The following is a 20,529-nucleotide window of genomic DNA, read 5'->3' on the forward strand; positions in this document are numbered from 1 at the left end:
GGGATTAACACCTTCACCTGAAAGGGCCGATCGGCCTGTAGCTAGCGCAACGATTTAATCCTGACCAAAGAATTCAAACGGGCATCAGCACCCGCCAACCCAGGCGGTCTGCCTCACGCCGGGCCAGGGCTGGCACGTCTTCCGCCACAAACATGCGGTGCAGCATCTGCACACCCAGCAGATGATTGATCACCGCATCCATCTGTACACGCTCCGCATCGGTGGTGGCCGGATCCTCGTGACGCGCAAACAAGGCACGCACGCCGGCCTTGCTCAACAAACCAGCGGCATCGATCGCCTCATCGCTGAGGTAGTCGTCGGCGAGCTGCTTCATCTGCTCCCACTTCTCGGGCTCCGTGTGGGCTGGCGGGGCCATGAAGGCGAACTTCTCACGCCGGTACAACACCTCCGGCAACAGGCCGGCCATGGCTTCCCGCAGCACGTATTTCTCAGTTTTCCCCTTGATCCGCAGCTCAGGCGGCACCTGAACCGCCACCGCGGCCAGATGGTGATCGAGGAAGGCGGGTCGCGCTTCCATGGAATTGGCCATGTCGACCCGATCGCCGCCCCAGGTGAGGATCTGGCCCTCCAGCATGGTCTTGATCCAGACGTACTGGGCCTTGTCCAGGGCATGGCGCCCGTCCAGTTGATCCGCATCCAGTTGCTCGGCAATCGCCTTGCCCGGGGAGTAATCCTTCAGGGCTGCGGCATGGGATTCCGCCAGAAGCTCCGGCACCAAGGGCGCACAGGCCAGCCAGGGCTGCAGGCAACTGGGGGTGAAGCCAACCACCGCATCAAGATCGGGGTCATCCACCTGGTTTTCAGCCAGCATCGCCCCTTTCACCAGGGCATTGGACTGCTGCAACAGGCTTTCCCAGCTGGCGCGCTCCTCCTGCGGCAGGTCATCGAGACCGTGGAGGAACATGTCGCGGCGGAAGGCGGGATAGCCACCGAACAGCTCATCTGAGCCTTCACCGGTCATCACGACCTTGTAATCCACGTCGTTGACGTGGCGGCTCATCAAGAACTTGGCCACCGCCAGGGTGTTGTAGATCGTTCGCTCCGCATGCCAAATGGTGCGTTCCATGTGGCCATAGAGCTCCTGGCCCGAGAGACGCATCAGATCCTGCTCAGCGCCTGTGGCCTCAGCCATCTCCCGGGCAATCGGCGACTCGTCATAACGGGCGTCGTCAAACCCGATGGTGAACGCCTTCACCGGTGCCTGGCTCACGGCTGACGCCAAACCAAGGATCGAACAGCTGTCGATGCCGCCGGAGAGATAACAACCCACCGGCACGTCAGCCACCATGCGCAGTTCAACGGCCTCCAGCAAAGCCTCACGAACGGCAGCGATGTGGTCAGCTTCGGTTCGCTTGGGGTCCCGCTCGTCCTTGCGCGGAAAGTCGACGTCCCAGTAGGTGGACTCCGACACCTCCAGATGCCCATTCACCCGTTGCACCTTCAGCACATGGCCGGGCTTCACCTGATGCACCCCGGCGAAGGCGGTGGTGCCGGGAACCATGGTCTGCATCAACTGGTGAAACAGACCCTCCGAAGTGAAACGTCGCTCCACCGCCGGATGGGCGAACAGCACCTTCAATTCGGAACCGAACACCAGACCCTCAGGCGTCATCGCCCAGTACTGCGGTTTGATGCCGAAGCGATCCCGCACCAGGTAGAGGCAGTCTTCGGACCGATCAAACAAGGCGAAGGCAAACTCACCGCGCAACAAGGGCAAGGTCTCCTCCAAGCCCTGGCGTTGATACAGCCGCAGCAGGATCTCGGAATCGCTCTTGCTGCTGAATCGCACCCCCTGGGCGGTGAGGTCAGCCCGGATTCGCTGGAAGTCGTAGAACTCACCGTTGTGGGCCATCAGCACCTCCCCGTCATCGGTGAGGAAGGGCTGCCGGGCCCGTGACTCATTCAGGTCAATGATCGAAAGGCGCGCATGGCAGAAGCCAACGCCGGCCTGATCGATCACCTCAACGCCGAAACCATCGGGCCCGCGATGGGCCTGAATCGCCGCCATGTTGACCAGCAGCTGGCGATCCACCGTCTGTTGACGGTCTGCGTTGAAGACACCACCAATTCCACACATCAGCTCACCTCAGATCACATCCATCACGCGTTCGGCCCGATCCACCATGCAGGTGAGCAGGGCCATCCGCAGGAACACAGCTCCCCTGGCCTGGCTGAAATACCAGTTGTGGGGCGTGTCATCCATGCAGGTGCTCAGTTCCGCCCCCCGCGCCAGCGGGTGAAGCACGATCGATTCTGCTTTGTAGGGCAAATCCTTGGTGAGACGGAATTGATCGCCATGCACCTCAAAGCTGTCGCCCACCCAGGCAATGGCATTGATGTAGGTGACATCCAGGTGGGGCAATTCCTGAATCAGATCGGTGCTGCAGCGGAGCCGCAATCCGGCCTCCAGCAACTCCTCCTTTTGCCCCGGATCGAACAGGGATTCCTCGGGGTCAGCCTCCGCTGAGTGGATCACCACCACCTCATCCACAATGTGGGGAAACTTGGCCAGGATCCGCAGCAACGAGCGCACGGTGCGCATCCGCGCTGGCACACCGATCACCCCAATCCGAATGCGTTGGTTCGCTGCCACCTCGGGTTCCGCCAGCGACGGTCGCCATTTGAGGATGGTGAAGAGGTCCGCCATCGCCTGGGTTGGATGCTCATCGATGCCATTGCCAGCGTTGATGATCGGAATCCGCAACGTGCTGGACATCGCATAAACAGCGCCGGGATCGCTATCCCGCAGCACCACGCAATCGCCGTAGTTGTTGAACATGTGGGCGACATCTTCCAGAGACTCGCCCTTGGCGATGCCAGTGGAAGCACGGTCGGTGATGTTGATCGAGCTGCCCCCGAGGCGATGCCAGGCACTGTCAAAGGACAGACGCGTGCGCGTACTGGGCTCGTAGAAAGCATTGATCAGAATCTTTCCCTTCAGCGGAACGCTGTGAGTGATGTAGCGACCAGGATTGCTTTCGTATTTGGCCGCCAAACGAAACAGCTGCAACAGGGTCTCGGGCTGAAACGGCTGGATCGACACCACATGCTGATCCACTAAATCCTTGAGCGGCTCAGCGTCTTCCTCAATCGTCGTTAGGAGGGTTTCTGGCTGCGTGCGTCCGTAAACGTCTGGCCCGATGGGCGCAAAGCGCATCGGCTCGTCATCCAGTTCCAGCGTGGCTGTTTTGACGTCGAGCATCAAACCTCTCCTCGCAACAGAGCCGGAAGGTCAACAACCGGCACCACTTGTAACTTTCAACACCCTGCAACAACGGGGGGGCCATCTTCAAGAAATCACGCGGCTTCTTTCGAAAGCGGAAGAAAAACGGTGGCAATAGCTACACAATTGCCGAGAAGTTCGAATTACTTCACCAAACCCGGCCATTGCGCCACTCCACCCACCAGATCAGCAGCAGCACGAGCACCGACAGCACCAGGGCGAACTGACTGGCCACCAGCAGAGCCTGAAAGCCCGACAGACCAACGAGGCCCGCCATCAAAGGAACCATTTGGATCATCCCTCCTCCTGCAGCAAGGTGAAGTCGAAGCGTTCCGGCCAGAACCGACTGCCAAGCAGCATCACAACCGCCGAAACGGCCGCCGAAAACACAGCAGCGCAATAGGGCGCGATCAACACGTAGGCGAGCAGGCCCACAACACTGCCGGCCAACATGGCCGCAATGGCAGCGGTGCGGTTGGCCGTGCGCCAGTAGAGGCCACACGCCACAGGCCAAACCGTGGAAGCCACCAAGGCACCGGTGAAGAACAGCACCGACGCCAGCGAATCCAGCCGCGGCCAGGACAGCGCCAGGGTGACGACAGCCAGTCCCACCACCATCAACCGCGCCGCCTGCTTGAGCTGCAGGTCGCTGGCCTGGGGGCGCAACAGGCGGAAGTACACATCCTCTGCCAGCAGATCGGCGGTGGAGGCCAACAGCGAATCCAGGGTGGAGGTGAGCGAGGCGAACACCACCACAAACACCAGAGCCGCGCCGCCGGCACCGAGCAGATCGGCTGCCATCACAGGGAACACCATGTTCACCTGCTCGATGGGCAACTCACGGGCCAGGGCGACCAGGCCGATGGAGCCCGTCACCATCGGCACGCTCATCCAGGCGATTCCCCCCAACACGAAGGAGGTCATCACCACCGAGCGCCGGCTCGCGAAAACCCGGGACCACCAGATGTTGTTGTGAAACACCTCGCCCATCGAAAACAGGGCGGAATTCCAGGCGATCAACAAACCCGCCGGCAGCAGCAGATCAAGCCGATCGGGATGCCGGGCCAGCAACGCGGCATGCACCTCGGGCATCGGAAATTGACGGAAGGCGAGCACCGCCACCACCGCCAGCAGCACCATGATCAACAGGGACTGAATGAAATCGGTGCCGATCACAGCCCGCATTCCACCGAACAGGGTGTAAAGCGTGGCGACACCAATCACCACCACCATCCCCACGTGGTAGTTGAAGCCTGAAAGAGCCTGCAACAGCAGGCCAGCACCCATCGCCTGGGTCATCAGAAAGCCCAGGGTGTAGATCGCGGTGATCAGCATGAACACCCACCAGGCCAGACGCCCGTAGCGCAGACGAATGAAATCGCCGCTGGTGCGCCCGTTGGGCATCAACTGCTTGATCCGCGAGGCCAGGGGGGCGAACAGGATCAGACCAAGCCCGGCCAGGGCATAGCTGAACATGCCCCAAAGGCCGGTTTTGTAGCCGAATTCAGGGGCGAGCAGGGTGGTGTTGCCGGTGACCCAGGAGGCCATCAACGTGGCCGTGCTCAGGGCCAGCCCGATGTTGCGCCCCGCCAGCATGTAGTCGTCGGCATTGCCTTGACCGCGCCGGCCCCAGGCAATCCCGAGCGCCACCCAGAGAACGGAGAACAGCACCACCAACGCCCAGGCGATCCCGGGCTGAAGGAAGGGAACCGAGTCAGCGGACATCCGTCGACCCCCTGCGGTTCCAATACAAATGTCCGCGCAGAATCATCACCACCGTCGCCGCGGTCACAACGGCACCGAGGGCAAAGATCAGTCGCGCCCAGAGCAATTCATCCAAGGCCCAGCCCCTTTGAACTCAAGAAACAGGTAAGCAAAAAGGCTTCCCAAGCCGGGCTGTCGCCCTCCATTCAGGTGCCTTCGGATACCCAAACAGCAGGCGATCAGCACCCGGTCGCATGAAATTGCGGAATGTGTAGCAACTGCAACCCGAAGGGGGATCGGCCGACGCGTTGGATGCCTTCCCCTCATTCCATCGGGATGTTTACCGACTACAAACCCACGGTCGGCTTCGACGAATATTTCTGCAGTGAAACGGCAAGGCCGCGCGACGATCTGGCCACGCTGCTCACATCACTGGGGCAGATGGGATTGCCCGAGCTCAATCGCAGCCACGCCTCGGCCAGTCAGCTGCTGCGTCGCCTCGGCGCCACCTTCCGCCTCAACGATTCCGGCCTCAAAGGCAGCGAACGGATTCTCCCCTTCGATCCCTTGCCCCGCCTGATTGGCCGCAGCGACTGGATCACCCTGGAGCGGGGACTGCTGCAACGCCTGGAAGCCATCGACTGCTTCCTCGCCGACATCTATGGCCCCCAGCAGATTCTCAACGACGGTGTGATCCCACGGGAAGACGTGGAAAGTTCCTCCGGCTGGCGACCTCAGATGCAGGGCATCAGCCTGCCCCTCAACCGCTGGTGCCACATCTCCGGGCTCGACCTGATCCGCGACGGCGAGGGCACATGGCGGGTCCTGGAAGACAACCTGCGCTGTCCGTCGGGGGTGGCCTACTTCCTCGAGAACCGTCGGGTGATGAAACGGTTGTTCCCTGGCCTGTTCGAGGGCCGTGCCGTTCAACCGATCGACGACTATCCCTCCCATCTGCTGCGCACCCTTCAGGACCTGGCTCCCTGGAGTGACAGCCCCCGCGTGGCGATCCTGACGCCCGGGGTGTTCAACAGCGCCTATTTCGAGCACAGCTATCTCGCCCAGCAGTTGGGCATTCCTCTGGTGGAGGGACGCGACCTGGTGTGCGAAGACGGCCGGATGTGGATGCGCAGCACCAACGGCCTCAAACCCGTGGATGTGATCTACCGACGGATCGACGACGATTTTCTCGATCCCACCGTGTTCCGCCAGGACTCGATGCTGGGGGTGCCGGGCCTGATCGACGTGCTGCGGCAAGGACGGGTCGCTATCGCCAATGCCCCTGGCACCGGCGTCGCCGACGACAAACTGATCTACGCCCACGTGCCGGCGATGATCCGCTACTACCTCGATGAGGAGCCGATCATCGAGAACGTTCCCACCTACCTCTGTTCCCGGCCGGATGATCAGCGCTACGTGCTCGAACACCTCGAGCAACTCGTGGTGAAGTCGGTGGCGGAAGCCGGGGGCTACGGAATGCTGATCGGCCCCCAGGCCAGCCGTTCGGAGCTGGCGGACTTCGACACGAAGATCCGTGCGAATCCCCGCAACTTCATCGCGCAGCCCACGCTGCAGCTCTCCACCGTGCCGTCCCTCAGTGACGGTGAGCTCTACCCCTGCCACGTGGATCTGCGCCCCTACGTGCTGCGGGGCGCAAGCAACTGGGTGAGCCCAGGGGGGCTGACGCGCGTTGCCCTCAAGCGCGGCTCACTGGTGGTGAATTCGTCCCAGGGGGGCGGATGCAAGGACACCTGGATCGTCGACGACCAACGGATGGCGGCACCGCAGCCCCAGGAGGCTGTGCCGTGTTGAGCCGCGTTGCCGATTCGCTCTACTGGATCAACCGCTATCTGGAACGTGCCGAAAACATCTCGCGCTTTCTGGAAGTGAGTGAATCGATGGCGCTGGACTGCCCTCCGGGCAGCGCCGAACCATGGCTGCCGCTGGTGGAGGTGACGGGGGATCGCCACCGCTTCGATACGGCCTATCCCGATGCCACGCCCAAACAGGTGGTGCAATTCCTGCTGCGGGACCGCAGCAATCCCAACAGCATCGTGAGCTGCATTGCGGTGGCCCGGGAGAACGCAAGGCAGATCAGGGATGTGATCACCACAGAAATGTGGGAGCAGATCAATGATCTGCACTGGAGCCTTCAAGACGATGAACACATCTGGCGCGAACCAGTGCAGGAACAACTGCGGATCATCCGCCGTGGCTGCCAGCTCGTGTACGGGATCACCGACACCACCCTGAGCCGTGATCTGAGCTGGCTGTTCAGTCAGCTGGGACGTCTGATCGAACGCGCCGACAAAACCTCGCGCATCCTCGACGTCAAATACTTCCTGCTGCTGCCCTCCCCTGAGGAGGTGGGCGGCGTGCTGGACGAACTGCAGTGGATCACCCTGCTGCGCACGGCAGGCGCTTATCAGATGTACCGCCAGAGCGTGCAGCAAGCGATCAGCCCGGCATCCGTGGCCCGCTTTTTGCTGCTGGATCCCAGCTTTCCTCGGTCGGTGCGGTACTGCCTCCAGGGCATCAGCGACACCTTGCAACAGATCCAGCAGCACCCGAGCCAAGACACGCCGGATGACCTCGACTGCTTGCGCGGACAGCTCCTGGCCCGCTGGAGTTATGTGCGGATCGACAACCTGATCGAAGCCGGTCTGCACGAAGCCATTGACCAGCTTCAGCAGGACCTCAACCAACTCCACAGCCTGATCCAGACCCGCTACTTCACCAGCGCCGACCTCCGTTCCACCCCCACCGATCCCGCATGCGCGCTCTCATCGTTCACCGCCTGACGTATCGGTATGACGCCCCGGTTTTCTTGGGGGAACATCGCCTGTGTCTGAGGCCTCGGGGGCAGGGGTTCCAGACCCTGCTGGAGCATCAGCTCAGCGTGCTGCCAGAACCAGAGCAACGTCGGGAGCTGGTGGCCGCCAGCGGCGACGAAATCCAACGGCTCCGCTTTCTCGGCAACACCGATGAACTGGTCTTTGAGGCCCGCAGCCTGGTGGAGACCCGGCCGGCACCGCCGCTGGAGAGCTGCTTCAACGGACTGGAACCACCCCTGCCCTACCCACGCGGCCAGCTCAACAGCGATCTCCAAGGGGCCCTGGAGGGCTGGTTGCCCAACGGCCAGCACGAACCCGCGGCCATCGACCTCACCCAGGAAGCCCTGATGGGCAGCAACCAGCAGACCCTGGCTTTTCTGAAGCAACTGATTGAGCTGATTCAGGAGCGGGTAAAATACACCCAACGCCATGTGGGCCCCGCCTGGCCTGCGGGCCGAACCCTGCGCGAGCGGATCGGCTCTTGCCGTGATCTGGCCATGCTGATGGTGGCCTGCTGCCGCGTGGTGGGTCTTCCAGCCCGATTTGTGAGCGGCTATCAACTGCAGCAACCTCCCCCGAAGGAGTACGACCTGCATGCCTGGGCAGAGGTTTACCTGCCGGGAGCGGGCTGGCGGGGCTTTGATCCCAGTGCCGGCATGGAAGCCAACGAGCGCTATGTGGTGCTCGCCACCTCCTCCAAGCCGGAACTCACCGCAGCCGTGAGCGGCAGCTTCAGCGGTCCCCCCGGAACAACGAGTGAGCTGAATTGGCAGATTCAGATCAAGGAGGAAGCCTCCGGAACAGCAACCTCCTCACCCAGCCTGGTTCAGGCCGCCTGAAGCAGAGGTTCCACCCCGTGCAACTGGGGCCTCGGAGCCGAGCTGTCGGTGGCCGCCATCAAAGCCGGAATTTCGGCGCTGTTGTAGACTCGAAATTCATGCACCAGAGAAGCGCCTTCTTCACGAACCGCCTGGTTCAGAACGACGGAACCATCGGGATCGGAGATCGAACGATGGAAGGTGCCAGGAGGGATGCGAAGGATGTCACCACCGCTTTCGAGCCGAACAATGTGAAACGGCTGCTCCCAGGCCAGGTTCACCAAGAAGAAGGTTCTGCCGCCACTGGCCGCCAGCAGATTGTCTTCCTGATGGGGATGCAGATAGAACTGCCAGGCTCCGCTCTCCGGATCATTGGGAGGCGAGACCGCAGGGCCGCTGTGAATCACCAGGTCGCGCGCATTCGAGGTGTTCACGGTGACGTCAAAAAAACGAACCGACGGGGTGTCGCGGAAGCGCTCGTAGGCCAGCAGTTCAAACATGTGGATGGATCTTCTTGGATCCTTCAGCTGCCCCGTTGTACCGAGAGCATCACGCAAAAACGGTGACGATCACGACGGTTCAGCCCCCCAGATACGCCATTTCCGCATGGGTTGACGCAGCCGCCGCTGGATCACGCTCCTCGCTGTAGCGGTCTTGACGCCGCTGCCAAAGCTGGCGCATGGCCTGCTCGAGGCGAGGCTCCGACGCCAGCGCAGGCTTGAGATCCGTGCCTTCCGCGGAGAACAAACAGGTGAACGCCTGTCCATCGGCAGTGACGCGCAATCGGTTGCAATCCCCGCAGAACGGCTCGGTGATGGAGGCGATCACACCGATGGATCCGGCGCCATCGCCATAACGCCAACGCCCGGCCGTCCCGCCCCGCGGGCGACCTAGAGGTTCGAGGGGCCAACGGGCATTAATGCGCTCCACCATCTGAGCCGCCGGTAGCACCTGCTCCAGCGACCACTGGTTGCGGTTGCCCACATCCATGAACTCGATCAAACGCAGCTCCACCCCCAGCTGCCGGGCCAAACCGGCCAAGGGCAACAGCTGATCGTCATTGATCCCCCGTTGGATCACGGCATTGAGCTTGAGCTCGCCGCATGAGGGATTAAAACCAGCGGCACGGGCCGCGGCGATGCCGTTCTGCACCTGGCGCACCAAGCGGTCCCCAGCCACGGCGCCACCCTGGAGACCAGCCATGCGCGCCGCTGCCTCCCCTTCCGCCGCATCCAGGCTGATGGTGATGCGATCCAGCCCTGCGGCACGCAACGCGCGAGCCATCGGTTCCGACAACAGCACCCCATTGCTGGTGAGCGCCACGTTCTGCAAACCGGCCATCGGATCCGAACAATCCCGCCGGGCCTGCGCCACCGCCTCCAGCAACGGCAACAAGCGACGGCTCAACAACGGCTCTCCACCGGTGAGCCGCAGCGTCTGTACCCCCAGGCGCGCAGCCACACGAATCACGCGCAGCTGCTGCTCAAGCGTGAGCAGGCCCGGGGGCTCCTCCACATCCGGACAGCAGTACGGACAGGAGAGATTGCAACGGGCCGTGAGCGACAACCGCAGCACCCCGATGGGCCGGTGGAGACGATCTGCGAGCGGCAACGACGTGCTCATCCCTCCAACGCTGCCAGATCTGCAGGGCAGTTGGCATTTAGCAAAGCTTCTGCAGGCAAGAGCACCGTCTGATGGGGAACGCAGGTCAACCAGTCCATCCATCGCAGCTCTCCGCATTGCAGTTGCTGGTCAAGGCAGGAGCGAAAGGGTGAACCGGAGGGGATCACCGCCAGTAGCGGCTGCAGCCGTTGCCCGTCATGGGCCACCGCTGCTTGATCGGGGGCACGATTCCAGGCTGCGATGAGCTGCTGGACAACGGCGGTGCGCAAGCGGGGCATGTCCACCGGCAGCACCAACAAGGCCTCCCCAGGCCGAGACGGCAACAGCCGGGCCAGCGCCTTCAGGGGGCCATTCCAGGGAGGGGGCTCCAACACCACGGAACATCCGGGCCGGTGGGTCAGCAGCTCTGCGTGGGCGGCATGACGACTCAACACCTGCACCGGATAACCGAGGGGCAACAGCTGGTCAACCAGGGCCGTGAGCCAGACACCACCGGAGGGATGCGGCAAGAGGGCCTTGTCACGCCCCATGCGACGGCTGCTTCCGCCACTGAGCACACAAACCCGCAAGCCTTGATTCACATCGCCGACCAACAATCTGGACCAGCGAAGTCCCACAACCCACAAAAGTTGCAACCGCTACTAAATTGCTGCAGCACAAGATCACCTGATCCGATTAATCAGCCCCGTTGATGTTTGCTTGGCAACACAAAAACACAAATCGGTAACCAATCTGACCAAACAAGGGGTCGGCGAATTGATTGACTGCGCGGGTCAAACGGACTCTCTTTTCGACCGTTTTGCCATCCCCGGGCACCTTTCCTTTTGAAGCCCGAGGTTCCATTTCTTCTCCTCAATGCTTGGCGACCTTTGGTCGTTCCAGGGCAGGTACCGAACCCTTCACCTGACCTGGATCGCCTTCTTCCTGACCTTCGTGGTCTGGTTCAACCTGGCCCCTCTGGCCACCACCGTGAAAGCGGACCTGGGTCTGACCGTTGGTCAGATCCGCACCGTGGCCATCTGCAACGTGGCCCTCACCATTCCGGCGCGCGTGCTGATCGGCATGCTCCTGGACAAATTCGGACCCCGGATCACCTACTCCTCGATCCTGGTGTTCTCGGCGATTCCCTGCCTGCTGTTTGCGTCCGCTCAGGACTTCAACCAGCTCGTGGTGGCCCGTCTGCTGCTCTCCATCGTTGGCGCCGGCTTCGTGATCGGTATCCGCATGGTGGCCGAGTGGTTCCCGCCCAAGGAAATCGGCCTGGCTGAAGGCATTTACGGCGGCTGGGGCAACTTCGGCTCCGCCTTCTCCGCCCTCACCATGGTGGCCCTCGCTGGCTTCCTCTCCTTCTCCGGCGGCTTCGAACTGCCCACCGGCGCTGTTCTGAACTGGCGCGGTGCCATCGCTCTGACCGGCATCGTCTCCGCCGTCTACGGCCTCTTCTACTTCTTCAACGTCACCGACACACCCCCCGGCAAGACGTATCAGCGCCCTGCCAAGACGGCAGGCCTGGAAGTCACCTCCATGCGCGACTTCTGGGGTCTGCTGGGCATGAACGTGCCCTTCGCAGCCATCCTCTGCGTGCTCTGCTGGCGCCTTTCCAAGGTGGGCTTCCTCACCGCAAGCACCTACCCCCTGGCCCTCGGTGCCGTTGCCGTCTGGTTTGCCTTCCAGACCTGGGGAATCATTCGCACCAACCGCGACCTGATCCTCGGCAACAAGGTTTATCCCAAGGAAGACCGCTACGAGTTCCGCCAGGTGGCGATCCTCGAGCTCACCTACATCGTGAACTTCGGCTCCGAACTGGCCGTGGTTTCGATGCTGCCCACCTTCTTTGAAACCACTTTCGATCTGCCGAAGGCCACCGCCGGAATCCTGGCGTCCTGCTTCGCTTTCGTGAACCTGGTCGCCCGCCCTGCTGGCGGTCTGATCTCCGACCGCGTCGGCAGCCGCAAGAACACCATGGGCTTCCTCACTGCCGGTCTCGGCGTGGGCTACCTGGTGATGAGCATGATCAAGCCCGGCACCTTCACCGGCACCACCGGCATTGCCGTTGCCGTGGTGATCACCATGCTCGCTTCGTTCTTCGTGCAGTCCGGTGAAGGCGCCACCTTCGCGCTGGTGCCCCTGGTCAAGCGTCGCGTCACCGGTCAGGTGGCCGGCCTGGTGGGTGCCTACGGCAACGTTGGTGCTGTGACCTACCTGACCATCTTCAGCCTCCTCCCGATGTGGATGGGCGGCGGCGGCGAACCCACCCCCGAGGTGATCGCGGCTTCCAACAGCGCCTTCTTCCAGATCCTGGGTGTGGCCGGTCTGATCGTGGCCTTCTTCTGCTTCTTCTTCCTGAAGGAGCCCAAGGGGTCCTTCGCAGACCTGCACGAAGGCGAAACCGCCTGATCCATCTCCCTCCGCAGCACCCTGTCGCTGCACAACGACCCGGAGCTTCGGCTCCGGGTTTTGTTCTTTTTTTGGTTCCTGCATGACCAACTCACCCCGCAGCGTGCGCAGCCAGTGCCCCTACTGCGGCGTGGGTTGTGGCCTGGAGCTCTTGCCTCCTGCCGTGAAGGGTGAGGCCGTGAAACGGGATGCCGAGGGCAACCCGATGTGGACCGCCCGCGGCGACCGCGAACACCCCTCAAGCCTTGGCCAGGTCTGCATCAAGGGCGCCACCGTCGGCGAAACCCTGGCCCCAGGCCGCCTGCGCCAACCCCTGTTCCGCCAGACCCTTGAGGACGACTTCGCGCCGATCAGCTGGGACCACGCTCTCAACAAAATCACCGGCCAGATCCAGGCGAGCGTGGCCCGGCGCGGCAACGCCGATGGCATCGCCATGTACGGCTCCGGTCAATTCCACACCGAGGATTACTACCTCGCCCAGAAGCTGCTCAAAGGCGCCCTGGGCACCAACAATTTCGACGCCAACTCACGGCTGTGCATGAGCTCAGCGGTGGCGGGCTACACCCGCAGCCTGGGCTCCGATGGTCCCCCCTGCAGCTATGAGGACCTCGACCACTGCACAGTGGCGTTTCTAATCGGCACCAACACGGCCGAATGCCACCCGGTGCTGTTCCAGCGGCTGCTGAAGCGAAAACGCAAAAACCCCGGCAGCGTCAAGATCGTGGTGGTGGATCCACGCCGCACCGACACCGCCAAAGCCGCCGATATCCACTTGCCGATTGCACCGGGCAGCGACCTGGCCCTGCTGCACGGCATTGCCCACCTGGTGCTGCGCGAAAACGGCCAGGATCCGGCCTTCATCGACGACCACACCGAGAATTACGACGCCTTTTTTGACGTCGCCGCCCGCTGGACCCCAAGGCGGGTGGCCCTGTTTTGCAACATCCCCGAAAAACGGCTGCGGGAAGTGGCGGCTCTGTTCCACCGGCGCGAGAAGGTGCTCAGCCTCTGGTCGATGGGGGTGAACCAACGCCGTGAAGGAACGGCCGTGGTGCAGGGGTTGATCAATCTGCATCTGCTCACCGGCCAGATCGGCAAGCAAGGAGCGGGCCCGTTTTCCCTCACCGGCCAACCCAACGCCATGGGCGGACGCGAAGCCGGAGGCCTGGCCCACCTGCTGCCGGGCTACCGCCTGGTGGCCAACGCCGAACACCGCGCCGAAGTGGAGCAGGCCTGGCAGCTGCCGGCGGGACGAATCAACGCCAAGCCCGGATTGGCGGCCTGGCAGCAGATCGAAGCCATGGAACAGGAGGCGCTGGATCTGTGGTGGGTGGCCGCCACCAACCCCCTGGTGAGCCTCCCGGATCTCGACCGGGTGAAGTCAGCCATGCAGAAGTGCCCGCTGGTGGTGGTGAGCGAGGCCTACGCCGACTCGGAAACGTCCCACTACGCCCATCTACTGTTGCCCGCAGCCCAGTGGAGCGAGAAGGCCGGCGCCATGACCAATTCCGAACGGCGGGTCACCTACTGCCCGGCCTACCGGCGTCGTTTCGGCGAGAGCCGTCCCGACTGGGAGGTGTTTGCCGAGGTGGGCCGGCGCCTGGGTTACAGCGAGCAGTTCAACTTCGAATCAGCAGCTGAGGTGTACGCCGAATTCACGGCTCTCACCCAGGGCAGGCTTTGCGATGTGAGCGGCCTCAGCCATGAACTGCTGGAAGGCGAAGGACCGCAGCAATGGCCCTATCCCAGCGGCAGCAACCCCACCACAAAAGCCAAACGCCTCTACGAAGACCATCAATTCGCCACCCCCAACAAACGCGCCCGCTTCAGCACCGATCAACCGCTGGGACTGGCGGAACCCCCCTGCGACACCTATCCGCTGGTGCTGACGGTGGGTCGCTACCTGGGCCAGTGGCACACGATGACCCGCACCGGCAAGGTGGAACGGCTGATGAAACAGCATCCCGAGCCGCTGCTGGAGATTCACCCCGGTGACGCGCAGGAGTTGAAACTGCGCAACGGTGAACTGGCGGCGATCAGCTCACGCCGCGGCCACCTCACCGCCACGGTGAAAGTCACCGATCGCATCCGGCGTGGGTCGGTCTTCCTGCCGATGCACTGGGGATTCACCCAGGAGAAGGCCTGCGAAGCCAACACCCTCATGCACGACGAGGCCTGCCCTGTGTCAAAGCAGCCTGAACTCAAGGCCTGCGCGGTGATCGTGGCTCCCGCCGTCTCGGTGGTGAAGCCCGTTGAACAACAGAAAGGACGCTTGGAGGCCCTGCGCCGGCTGCTCACACCAGCACTTCGCTGAAGGCTGCCTCAAGGTTGTGGTGGTCGTGCCCAGGCCGAACCAACTTGCACAAGGCAAAGCGATCCAGCTCACTGAGCTGGGTCCACTGCTCCAGGGTCAGCGCCACACCCCGCACTGTGGCCGCCTCCTGCAACACAGCGGGCAGCTCCGCCTGCTGTTGCCAGGGGGCACCACTCACCGGTGGCAGATCCTTGGCCATGCCATCGGCCATGGAACGCGTGCAATCGCGCAGGTGTTGGCGAAGCTGCTCAAGAGCATCGACCCCATCCGGCCAATCCACCAGGGCTTGACGTTGCTCCTGGGAAAGTTCAAGCCAGTGGTTGAGCTTCAACTTCACCCCACACAGATCCAATTTGCGTCGCACACACAGAGGGATGCAGCGCCAGTTGCCGATGAAGTCCTGTTCAAAGGCAAAGCAATGGCTGGCGGAATTACGACGGCTGGACATCAACCAAAGCCTTGATCGGTGTCAATGATGACAACGGAAGCCTACGGGAACAGTGATGTTTAACCCGATACAAATGTTGGTCTGTGCGCTTCGCCCTCTCCCTCGGAATGCTGCTGGGAATGTCCCATGGATGGGTCACGGCTGATGCACTCCAACAGCAGCCCATGCAGGGCTTTGATCCCATAGAAACTGTTAATTCCGCTACACAATTCAACCCGTTTAGTAGTCGTTCACACCAATTTTTTCCATACTGAAGCTCCGTTTAAAGAGTTTCTGCCGTGACCAGCAGCATCTCGTCCGCTTCCGGCCGCAGCCCCATCACCTTGGCCGCCGGTTTCCTGGGTGCCTTCATCGTTGGTTCCCTTGCCGTGCAACTGGTGCGCAGCCAGTCGGCTTCCGTTCAGGCCGGTGCCGCTGGCGTGGAGCCGGTGATCGCCGGGCCTGCCGCTCTCTGGGCTCCCTTGGCCGAGCGCGACATCGCCAGTGCCACCACAGGCGCAACAGCCCAACCCACTGCTGCCATCCAGCCCGCCGTGGAGCCTGTTGTCGGTTCCGAAGCCACCCTCTGGGCACCCTTCGGCGAGCGCTGATCGCACCGCGCGAAAAGCACAACCTAAATAAGCTGGCGGCATGGGGATTCAGCGCCGTCACTTCCTCCAGCGAACGGGCGGCCTGGCCTTCGCCGCCCTGATCCAAGCGCGCCCCGTTGAGGCAGCAGAGGAGGGTTTCTGCAGCCCGAATGATCCACTCGAGGCCCTGATGGCGGGGAACCGCCGATTTGCCGAGGCCTGGCGCCAGGGCAAACAAGACGACGGAACGACACCCCGAACGGCGGGCGCTCACCCGCGCTGCTTTAACTCCCCCAGGGCGTTGGCCACCAGCCAACATCCCTGGGCCACCTTGCTCACCTGCTCTGATTCACGGGTGTCGCCGAGCTGGGTGTTCGACACCACCCCTGGCGAGCTGTTCGTGATCCGCAACGCCGGCAACACCGCATTCACCGAAGCCATTGCCTCGGTTGAATACAGCGTCAGCGTTCTCAAGACGCCACTGTTGATGGTGATGGGACACAGTGGCTGCGGAGCCGTGACGGCGGCGATGGACACCAACCCGCTGACCCCCTCCCTGGAGCGACTGATCCAACCCATCCGGGAGAACATCAACGGCAGCAGCGATCTCGAGGACGCCGTGAAGCGCAACGCCCTCGCCAGCGCCTCCACGTTGATTCAACGCAGCGCCGTTCTGGCTGAGGCCAAAGCCAGTGGTGCGCTGAAACTGGTGGTGGGTTGTTTCCAACTCAGCAGCGGTGTTGTGAGCTTGATCGAATGACGCAAGACCTGAGTCATCTGAACCAGCAAGGCGAGGTTCACATGGTGGACGTGGGGGACCGTCCGGCCACCCACCGAGAAGCCCATGCCCGTGGCGCCATTCGCATGGACGCCTCAACCCTCGGCCTGATCCAGCGGGGCGAGACACCGAAAGGAGATCTTCTGGCGGTCGCCCGGGTGGCAGCGATCCAGGCGGCCAAACGCACCTGGGAGCTGATTCCCCTGTGCCATCCGCTGCCACTCAGTGGCATGGATGTGTCAATCGACGCCGACGCCTCCCTGCCTGGCCTGGTGCTCCACTGCCGTTGCCGCACCACAGGCCAAACCGGGGTGGAAATGGAAGCGATGACGGCTGTGTCCGTGGGGCTGCTGACCCTTTACGACATGCTCAAGGCGGTTGATCCAGCCATGACGATCGAAGCGATTCAGCTGGAATTCAAGGAAGGAGGGCGGAACGGTGTCTGGAAACGCTGAGCCCTACGGACGCGAAGGGCTACCCCTCGAAGAGGCACGTCGACGGGTTCTGGCGGCGCTTCAGCCGATCACAGCCAGCAACACAGTGCCGCTGCAGCAGGCCCTCGGCCGGGTGAGCGCTGCGGATGTTCTGGCCAGCGCGGCCGTTCCAGGATTCCGGGCCTCGATCATGGACGGCTACGCCCTGGGGCAGAGCCACCAGCCCAACCCTGGGGACACCTGGCAGCTGAAGGGACGCGCCGCCGCCGGCCAGCCCTTCAACGGAACCCTGACCGCGGGCGATGCAATCCGCATCCTCACCGGCGCTCCACTGCCGGACGGTGCCGGCTGGGTGCTGCCCCAGGAGCTGATCAGCTTGGACGGCACCAGCCTTCAGCTGGTGAAAGAGGCGTCGGATCGTCCCTGGATTCGCCCCGAGGATGAGGAATGCCGACCGGGGGACCTGCTGCTGGCCGCTGGAGAGCGCCTTGGTACCGCCGATCTCGCACGCCTCGCCGGCTGCGGCATCGCCGCCCTAACCGTTGCGCAGCAACCCCGCATCGGGCTGCTGATCAGCGGGGACGAGCTGGTGCCACCCGGAACAGCGCGGCAACCCGGTGCCATCTGGGAAAGCAACGGCACGCTTCTGGAGACAATGCTCCGGGCCCTGGGGCAATCGGTGACCCAGCGACGGGTGGTGGCCGATCAACCCGACGCCCTGCGCCAGGCCCTGCTGGATCTGGCCCATGACTGCGACGTGGTGGTGAGCACCGGCGGCGTCTCCGCTGGCGACACCGATTGGATCCGACCCCTGGTGGCGGAGCTGGGTGCCGTGGACTTCTGGAAACTGTTCCTACGCCCGGGGCGCCCCTTCGCCTTCGGCAGCATCGGCGAGGGCGTGCCGTTTTTCGGACTGCCGGGCAATCCCGTGGCGGCAGCCGTCACCGCCCTGCAACTGCTCTGGCCCGCCCTGCAGGTTCTGGAGGGCCAAAGCGAACCGGAGCTGTTCCCCCGGGTGATGGTGGAACTCGTCGACCCGTTGAGCCGCCGACCGGGACGGCCGGAATTGGCTCGGGCCCGCCTCGACACCAACGCCGCAGGAACGCTGCTGGCACGGGTGGATGGCTCGCAGGCCTCATCCCGGATCGGTTCCCTGCAACAGGCCGATCTGCTGTTGGAACTGCCAGCGGAAGCCGTCTCGCTCGAAAGCGGCACCCGTCTCTGGGCCCAGCTCATCCGTCAGCGGATTTTCTGAGCCGAATCAGGCTGAAAGCAGCGGCGCTCCCAGGCCGTGAGCTGGCCCGATGAGTCGAAATGGATGCTGATCTGCTGAAACAGGGCATCGCCGAGACGGCCACCGATCTCGAGGCTGAAGGGCTCCCTGGGGAGCTCACTGGGCACCGAGAACAGCAAGCCGTCGGGCATCACCGCTGAGCAGTCGTTATGCAACAGCTGGCTTGGATCAAACACCAGCGAAGCCGCGTCCTCCGCCTGGCCGTTCACCCCCGCCTGCGGCTTGAGCATCTGCCGCTCGCCACTCCATCCCTGCACCGGCGCCAGCAGGGCCTCGGGTGTCCCGCATGCGGGACGGTCAGGTTCGGGATCGGTGCCATTCAAGCAACGGAAACCCACCGCCCCAACACGCTGCAAACGCCAGCCGCCGTCAAGCGGTTCCCAGAGCAGCACCAGCATCGAGCGGGAACGACCGCAGAACAGGTTGATCTCATGGCCGAAGCGGGGGCGATCGGGATCCAAACCCCGGCTGGACTGACCTCCTGCCCCGGGAAACTGCCAGCAGCCTCCACCGGCGTTGTAGGTGGCCCGGCTGATGGGATAGGTGGCCTGACCACCGGGGGCAAAGGCCAGACCCGATCCATCCCACACCCCGTGGTCGTCATCGGAAAAGGAAATCGCGTAGGTGGTGGGGTCGATCCGACGGGTCGGATGCTGCAGATCCAGCCGACCGCTGCCGTCTCGCTCAAACCAATGGCCGCAGCCCTGCCAGTGGCCGGCGAAATTGCGGCGGTTGAGGGTCCACTGATCAGTCATGTCCGTGACGGCATGGAACGGTCGGTCTCCTTAGGGTCGCCCCAACAGCCATCCCCGCCATGGACCTGACAATCGTTGGCTGCGGCTACGTGGGGCTCGCTCTGGCGGAGCGGCTGCAACCAAGACGCCCCCAGCTGAAGCTGACGCTGACCACCACCAGCAGCGAACGGCTGGAGCAACTCAGCCCCATGGCCGATCGGGTGGAGCTGTGCGACGCCACAGACCCCGTGCAATTGCGGAACGCCCTGCGGCAGAGCAGCAATGCCGTGTTCTGCCTCGGGCCAAAGGGAGATCGCCAGGTGGATGCCAACGGCTACCGCCACACCTTCGTCGACAGCTTCCATTGCCTGACGTCGCTGTTGCCACAACTGCCGAAACTGCGGCAGATCGTCTACACGGGCAGTTGCTCGGTGTACGGCGATGCCGCGGGGGACTGGGTGGATGAGCAAACACCGCCCGCACCAGGCCGCGGCCATGGCGATGTTCTGCTGGAAGGCGAACAGCTGCTCAGCGGCATCAGGGACAGACGGGTGTGCATCCTGCGCCTCGGGGCGCTCTATGGCCCTGGCCGCGATCTCGATCAACGCCTGCGCAGGCTCGCCGGACTGGAACGCCCTGGCAGCGGCTCGACCTACAGCAACTGGCTGCATGTGGCGGATGCCGCCGGTGCCCTGGAAGCCGCTGTCGACGCTGAATGGGCCGGTCTGGTGAATGTGGTCAACGACGAACCGATTCGGCTGCGGGACCTGGTGGGGCGCAGCCTGCAGCTCCAGGGCCTGGCCCCCGTGCACTGGCTTGGGCAGGACGAACCGGGTTCAGGGGGCCGGCGGATCCGCAACACCCGGCTCAAACAGCTGGGCTACCAGCTGCAGCACCCGCGCCTTGATCAAAGTGGCGTGTTGGCCTCCAGCCAGGTGCCCTGACCAGCGCACCACTCCCGCTTCCAGAACGGTGCCTGGTGCTTGAGTTGCTCCAACAAGGCGGCCGAGCAGCGCTGCGCCGCCCCACGACGATCGGCCTGCACCGCCACCAGCACGATCGGCTCACCGGGGGCGAGCTTGCCCACCCGATGCAGCACCAAAATCGGCCCCGTCCGGTGCTCCTGCTGCAGGCGCTGCGCCATGGCCGTGATCTGACGTTCGCAAAGGCCGGGAAAGTGCTCCAGCTCCAGTGCCTCCAGAGGCCGGCCATCCATCGTGGAGGGACGCACCCGACCCATAAAGATCGCCGCGGCCGCGGCATCCCCGCTCCAAAGCGCCAGTTGCTGCCAAGGATCAAAGGGATCCGGGCACACCTCCACACGGCAATCGGTCACGC

At 63.3% G+C, this 20,529-nt stretch carries 20 protein-coding genes; 10 read left to right on the plus strand and 10 right to left on the minus strand.

The genetic code is table 11. The features are described from left to right. Nucleotides 1-73 precede the first annotated feature (73 nt). The 4 genes from asnB to SynA1544_RS14230 form a co-directional block, all read right to left on the minus strand. Complete coding sequence (gene asnB / locus SynA1544_RS14220) at nucleotides 74-2,098, minus strand: asparagine synthase (glutamine-hydrolyzing) (RefSeq protein WP_186514312.1); 2,025 nt, start codon at nucleotides 2,096-2,098, stop codon at nucleotides 74-76. A 9-nt stretch (nucleotides 2,099-2,107) separates the two neighbouring features. Beyond that, nucleotides 2,108-3,223 carry an aspartate carbamoyltransferase gene (locus tag SynA1544_RS14225; protein ID WP_186514313.1) on the minus strand — a complete coding sequence of 372 codons (1,116 nt, stop codon included), beginning with the start codon at nucleotides 3,221-3,223 and terminating at the stop codon, nucleotides 2,108-2,110. Nucleotides 3,224-3,392: 169 nt separating this feature from the next. Beyond that, nucleotides 3,393-3,521, minus strand: a complete 129-nt coding sequence (locus SynA1544_RS14975; RefSeq protein WP_255477651.1) for a hypothetical protein — start codon at nucleotides 3,519-3,521, stop codon at nucleotides 3,393-3,395. Nucleotides 3,522-3,538: 17 nt separating this feature from the next. After that, a complete protein-coding gene (locus SynA1544_RS14230; RefSeq protein ID WP_186514314.1) occupies nucleotides 3,539-4,969 on the minus strand; it encodes a sodium:solute symporter family protein in 1,431 nt (476 codons plus the stop codon). Between the two features lie 315 nt (nucleotides 4,970-5,284). Between SynA1544_RS14230 and SynA1544_RS14235 the strand changes: the two genes are divergently transcribed. The 3 genes from SynA1544_RS14235 to SynA1544_RS14245 are packed head-to-tail and all read left to right on the plus strand — an operon-like array spanning nucleotide 5,285 to nucleotide 8,621. Beyond that, entirely contained in the window at nucleotides 5,285-6,760 is a 1,476-nt protein-coding gene (locus tag SynA1544_RS14235; protein ID WP_186514315.1) for a circularly permuted type 2 ATP-grasp protein, read from the plus strand. Beyond that, nucleotides 6,754-7,749 (plus strand): alpha-E domain-containing protein, encoded by a 996-nt coding sequence (locus SynA1544_RS14240; RefSeq protein ID WP_186515606.1) that lies wholly within the window; start codon nucleotides 6,754-6,756, stop codon nucleotides 7,747-7,749. Before SynA1544_RS14235 ends, SynA1544_RS14240 begins: the two co-directional genes overlap by 7 nt. Beyond that, nucleotides 7,722-8,621, plus strand: a complete 900-nt coding sequence (locus SynA1544_RS14245; protein WP_186514316.1) for a transglutaminase family protein — start codon at nucleotides 7,722-7,724, stop codon at nucleotides 8,619-8,621. Before SynA1544_RS14240 ends, SynA1544_RS14245 begins: the two co-directional genes overlap by 28 nt. On the opposite strand, the gene SynA1544_RS14250 is transcribed toward SynA1544_RS14245, so the two are convergent. From SynA1544_RS14250 to SynA1544_RS14260, 3 genes are all read right to left on the minus strand, one after another. Next, entirely contained in the window at nucleotides 8,609-9,100 is a 492-nt protein-coding gene (locus SynA1544_RS14250) for a redox protein (RefSeq protein WP_186514317.1), read from the minus strand. The two genes, SynA1544_RS14245 and SynA1544_RS14250, sit on opposite strands and share 13 nt — an antisense overlap. A gap of 79 nt (nucleotides 9,101-9,179) precedes the next feature. Then, entirely contained in the window at nucleotides 9,180-10,223 is a 1,044-nt protein-coding gene (locus SynA1544_RS14255) for a GTP 3',8-cyclase MoaA (protein WP_186514318.1), read from the minus strand. Next, on the minus strand, nucleotides 10,220-10,816 hold the full coding sequence (locus tag SynA1544_RS14260) for a molybdenum cofactor guanylyltransferase (protein ID WP_255477652.1): 597 nt from the start codon (nucleotides 10,814-10,816) through the stop codon (nucleotides 10,220-10,222). Before SynA1544_RS14260 ends, SynA1544_RS14255 begins: the two co-directional genes overlap by 4 nt. Nucleotides 10,817-11,078: 262 nt before the next feature. Here SynA1544_RS14260 and SynA1544_RS14265 point away from each other — a divergent pair, with 262 nt between their 5' ends. Together SynA1544_RS14265 and SynA1544_RS14270 are read left to right on the plus strand one after the other, a co-directional pair. Beyond that, nucleotides 11,079-12,620 carry a NarK family nitrate/nitrite MFS transporter gene (locus SynA1544_RS14265; protein ID WP_186514320.1) on the plus strand — a complete coding sequence of 514 codons (1,542 nt, stop codon included), beginning with the start codon at nucleotides 11,079-11,081 and terminating at the stop codon, nucleotides 12,618-12,620. An 82-nt stretch (nucleotides 12,621-12,702) separates the two neighbouring features. Next, a complete protein-coding gene (locus SynA1544_RS14270; protein ID WP_186514321.1) occupies nucleotides 12,703-14,934 on the plus strand; it encodes a nitrate reductase in 2,232 nt (743 codons plus the stop codon). Here SynA1544_RS14270 and SynA1544_RS14275 read toward each other — a convergent pair. Further along, nucleotides 14,915-15,382, minus strand: coding sequence for a nitrate reductase associated protein (locus SynA1544_RS14275; protein WP_186514322.1), 468 nt, complete (start codon nucleotides 15,380-15,382; stop codon nucleotides 14,915-14,917). The two genes, SynA1544_RS14270 and SynA1544_RS14275, sit on opposite strands and share 20 nt — an antisense overlap. Nucleotides 15,383-15,660: 278 nt before the next feature. Here SynA1544_RS14275 and SynA1544_RS14280 point away from each other — a divergent pair, with 278 nt between their 5' ends. From SynA1544_RS14280 to glp, 4 genes are read left to right on the plus strand one after another with little or no spacing between them, the layout of a single operon-like run. Further along, the gene (locus SynA1544_RS14280) at nucleotides 15,661-15,972 is read left to right on the plus strand and encodes a hypothetical protein (RefSeq protein WP_186514323.1); all 312 of its coding nucleotides are present in this window, start codon (nucleotides 15,661-15,663) and stop codon (nucleotides 15,970-15,972) included. A 40-nt stretch (nucleotides 15,973-16,012) separates the two neighbouring features. Then, nucleotides 16,013-16,711: a carbonic anhydrase gene (locus SynA1544_RS14285; protein ID WP_186514324.1), complete on the plus strand. Its 699-nt coding sequence runs from the start codon at nucleotides 16,013-16,015 to the stop codon at nucleotides 16,709-16,711. Then, nucleotides 16,708-17,184: a cyclic pyranopterin monophosphate synthase MoaC gene (gene moaC / locus SynA1544_RS14290; protein WP_186514325.1), complete on the plus strand. Its 477-nt coding sequence runs from the start codon at nucleotides 16,708-16,710 to the stop codon at nucleotides 17,182-17,184. Before SynA1544_RS14285 ends, moaC begins: the two co-directional genes overlap by 4 nt. Next, complete coding sequence (glp, locus tag SynA1544_RS14295; RefSeq protein WP_186514326.1) at nucleotides 17,168-18,418, plus strand: gephyrin-like molybdotransferase Glp; 1,251 nt, start codon at nucleotides 17,168-17,170, stop codon at nucleotides 18,416-18,418. Before moaC ends, glp begins: the two co-directional genes overlap by 17 nt. Here the strand turns inward: glp and SynA1544_RS14300 are convergent. Then, nucleotides 18,403-19,212, minus strand: a complete 810-nt coding sequence (locus tag SynA1544_RS14300) for a hypothetical protein (protein WP_186514327.1) — start codon at nucleotides 19,210-19,212, stop codon at nucleotides 18,403-18,405. The genes glp and SynA1544_RS14300 overlap by 16 nt on opposite strands. Nucleotides 19,213-19,271: 59 nt before the next feature. Here SynA1544_RS14300 and SynA1544_RS14305 point away from each other — a divergent pair, with 59 nt between their 5' ends. Beyond that, a complete protein-coding gene (locus SynA1544_RS14305; RefSeq protein ID WP_186514328.1) occupies nucleotides 19,272-20,135 on the plus strand; it encodes an NAD-dependent epimerase/dehydratase family protein in 864 nt (287 codons plus the stop codon). On the opposite strand, the gene SynA1544_RS14310 is transcribed toward SynA1544_RS14305, so the two are convergent. After that, complete coding sequence (locus SynA1544_RS14310; protein WP_186496534.1) at nucleotides 20,099-20,527, minus strand: molybdenum cofactor biosynthesis protein MoaE; 429 nt, start codon at nucleotides 20,525-20,527, stop codon at nucleotides 20,099-20,101. The two genes, SynA1544_RS14305 and SynA1544_RS14310, sit on opposite strands and share 37 nt — an antisense overlap. Nucleotides 20,528-20,529 lie beyond the last annotated feature (2 nt).

The sequence above is a fragment of the Synechococcus sp. A15-44 genome (assembly GCF_014280115.1).
Taxonomy (GTDB): domain Bacteria; phylum Cyanobacteriota; class Cyanobacteriia; order PCC-6307; family Cyanobiaceae; genus Parasynechococcus.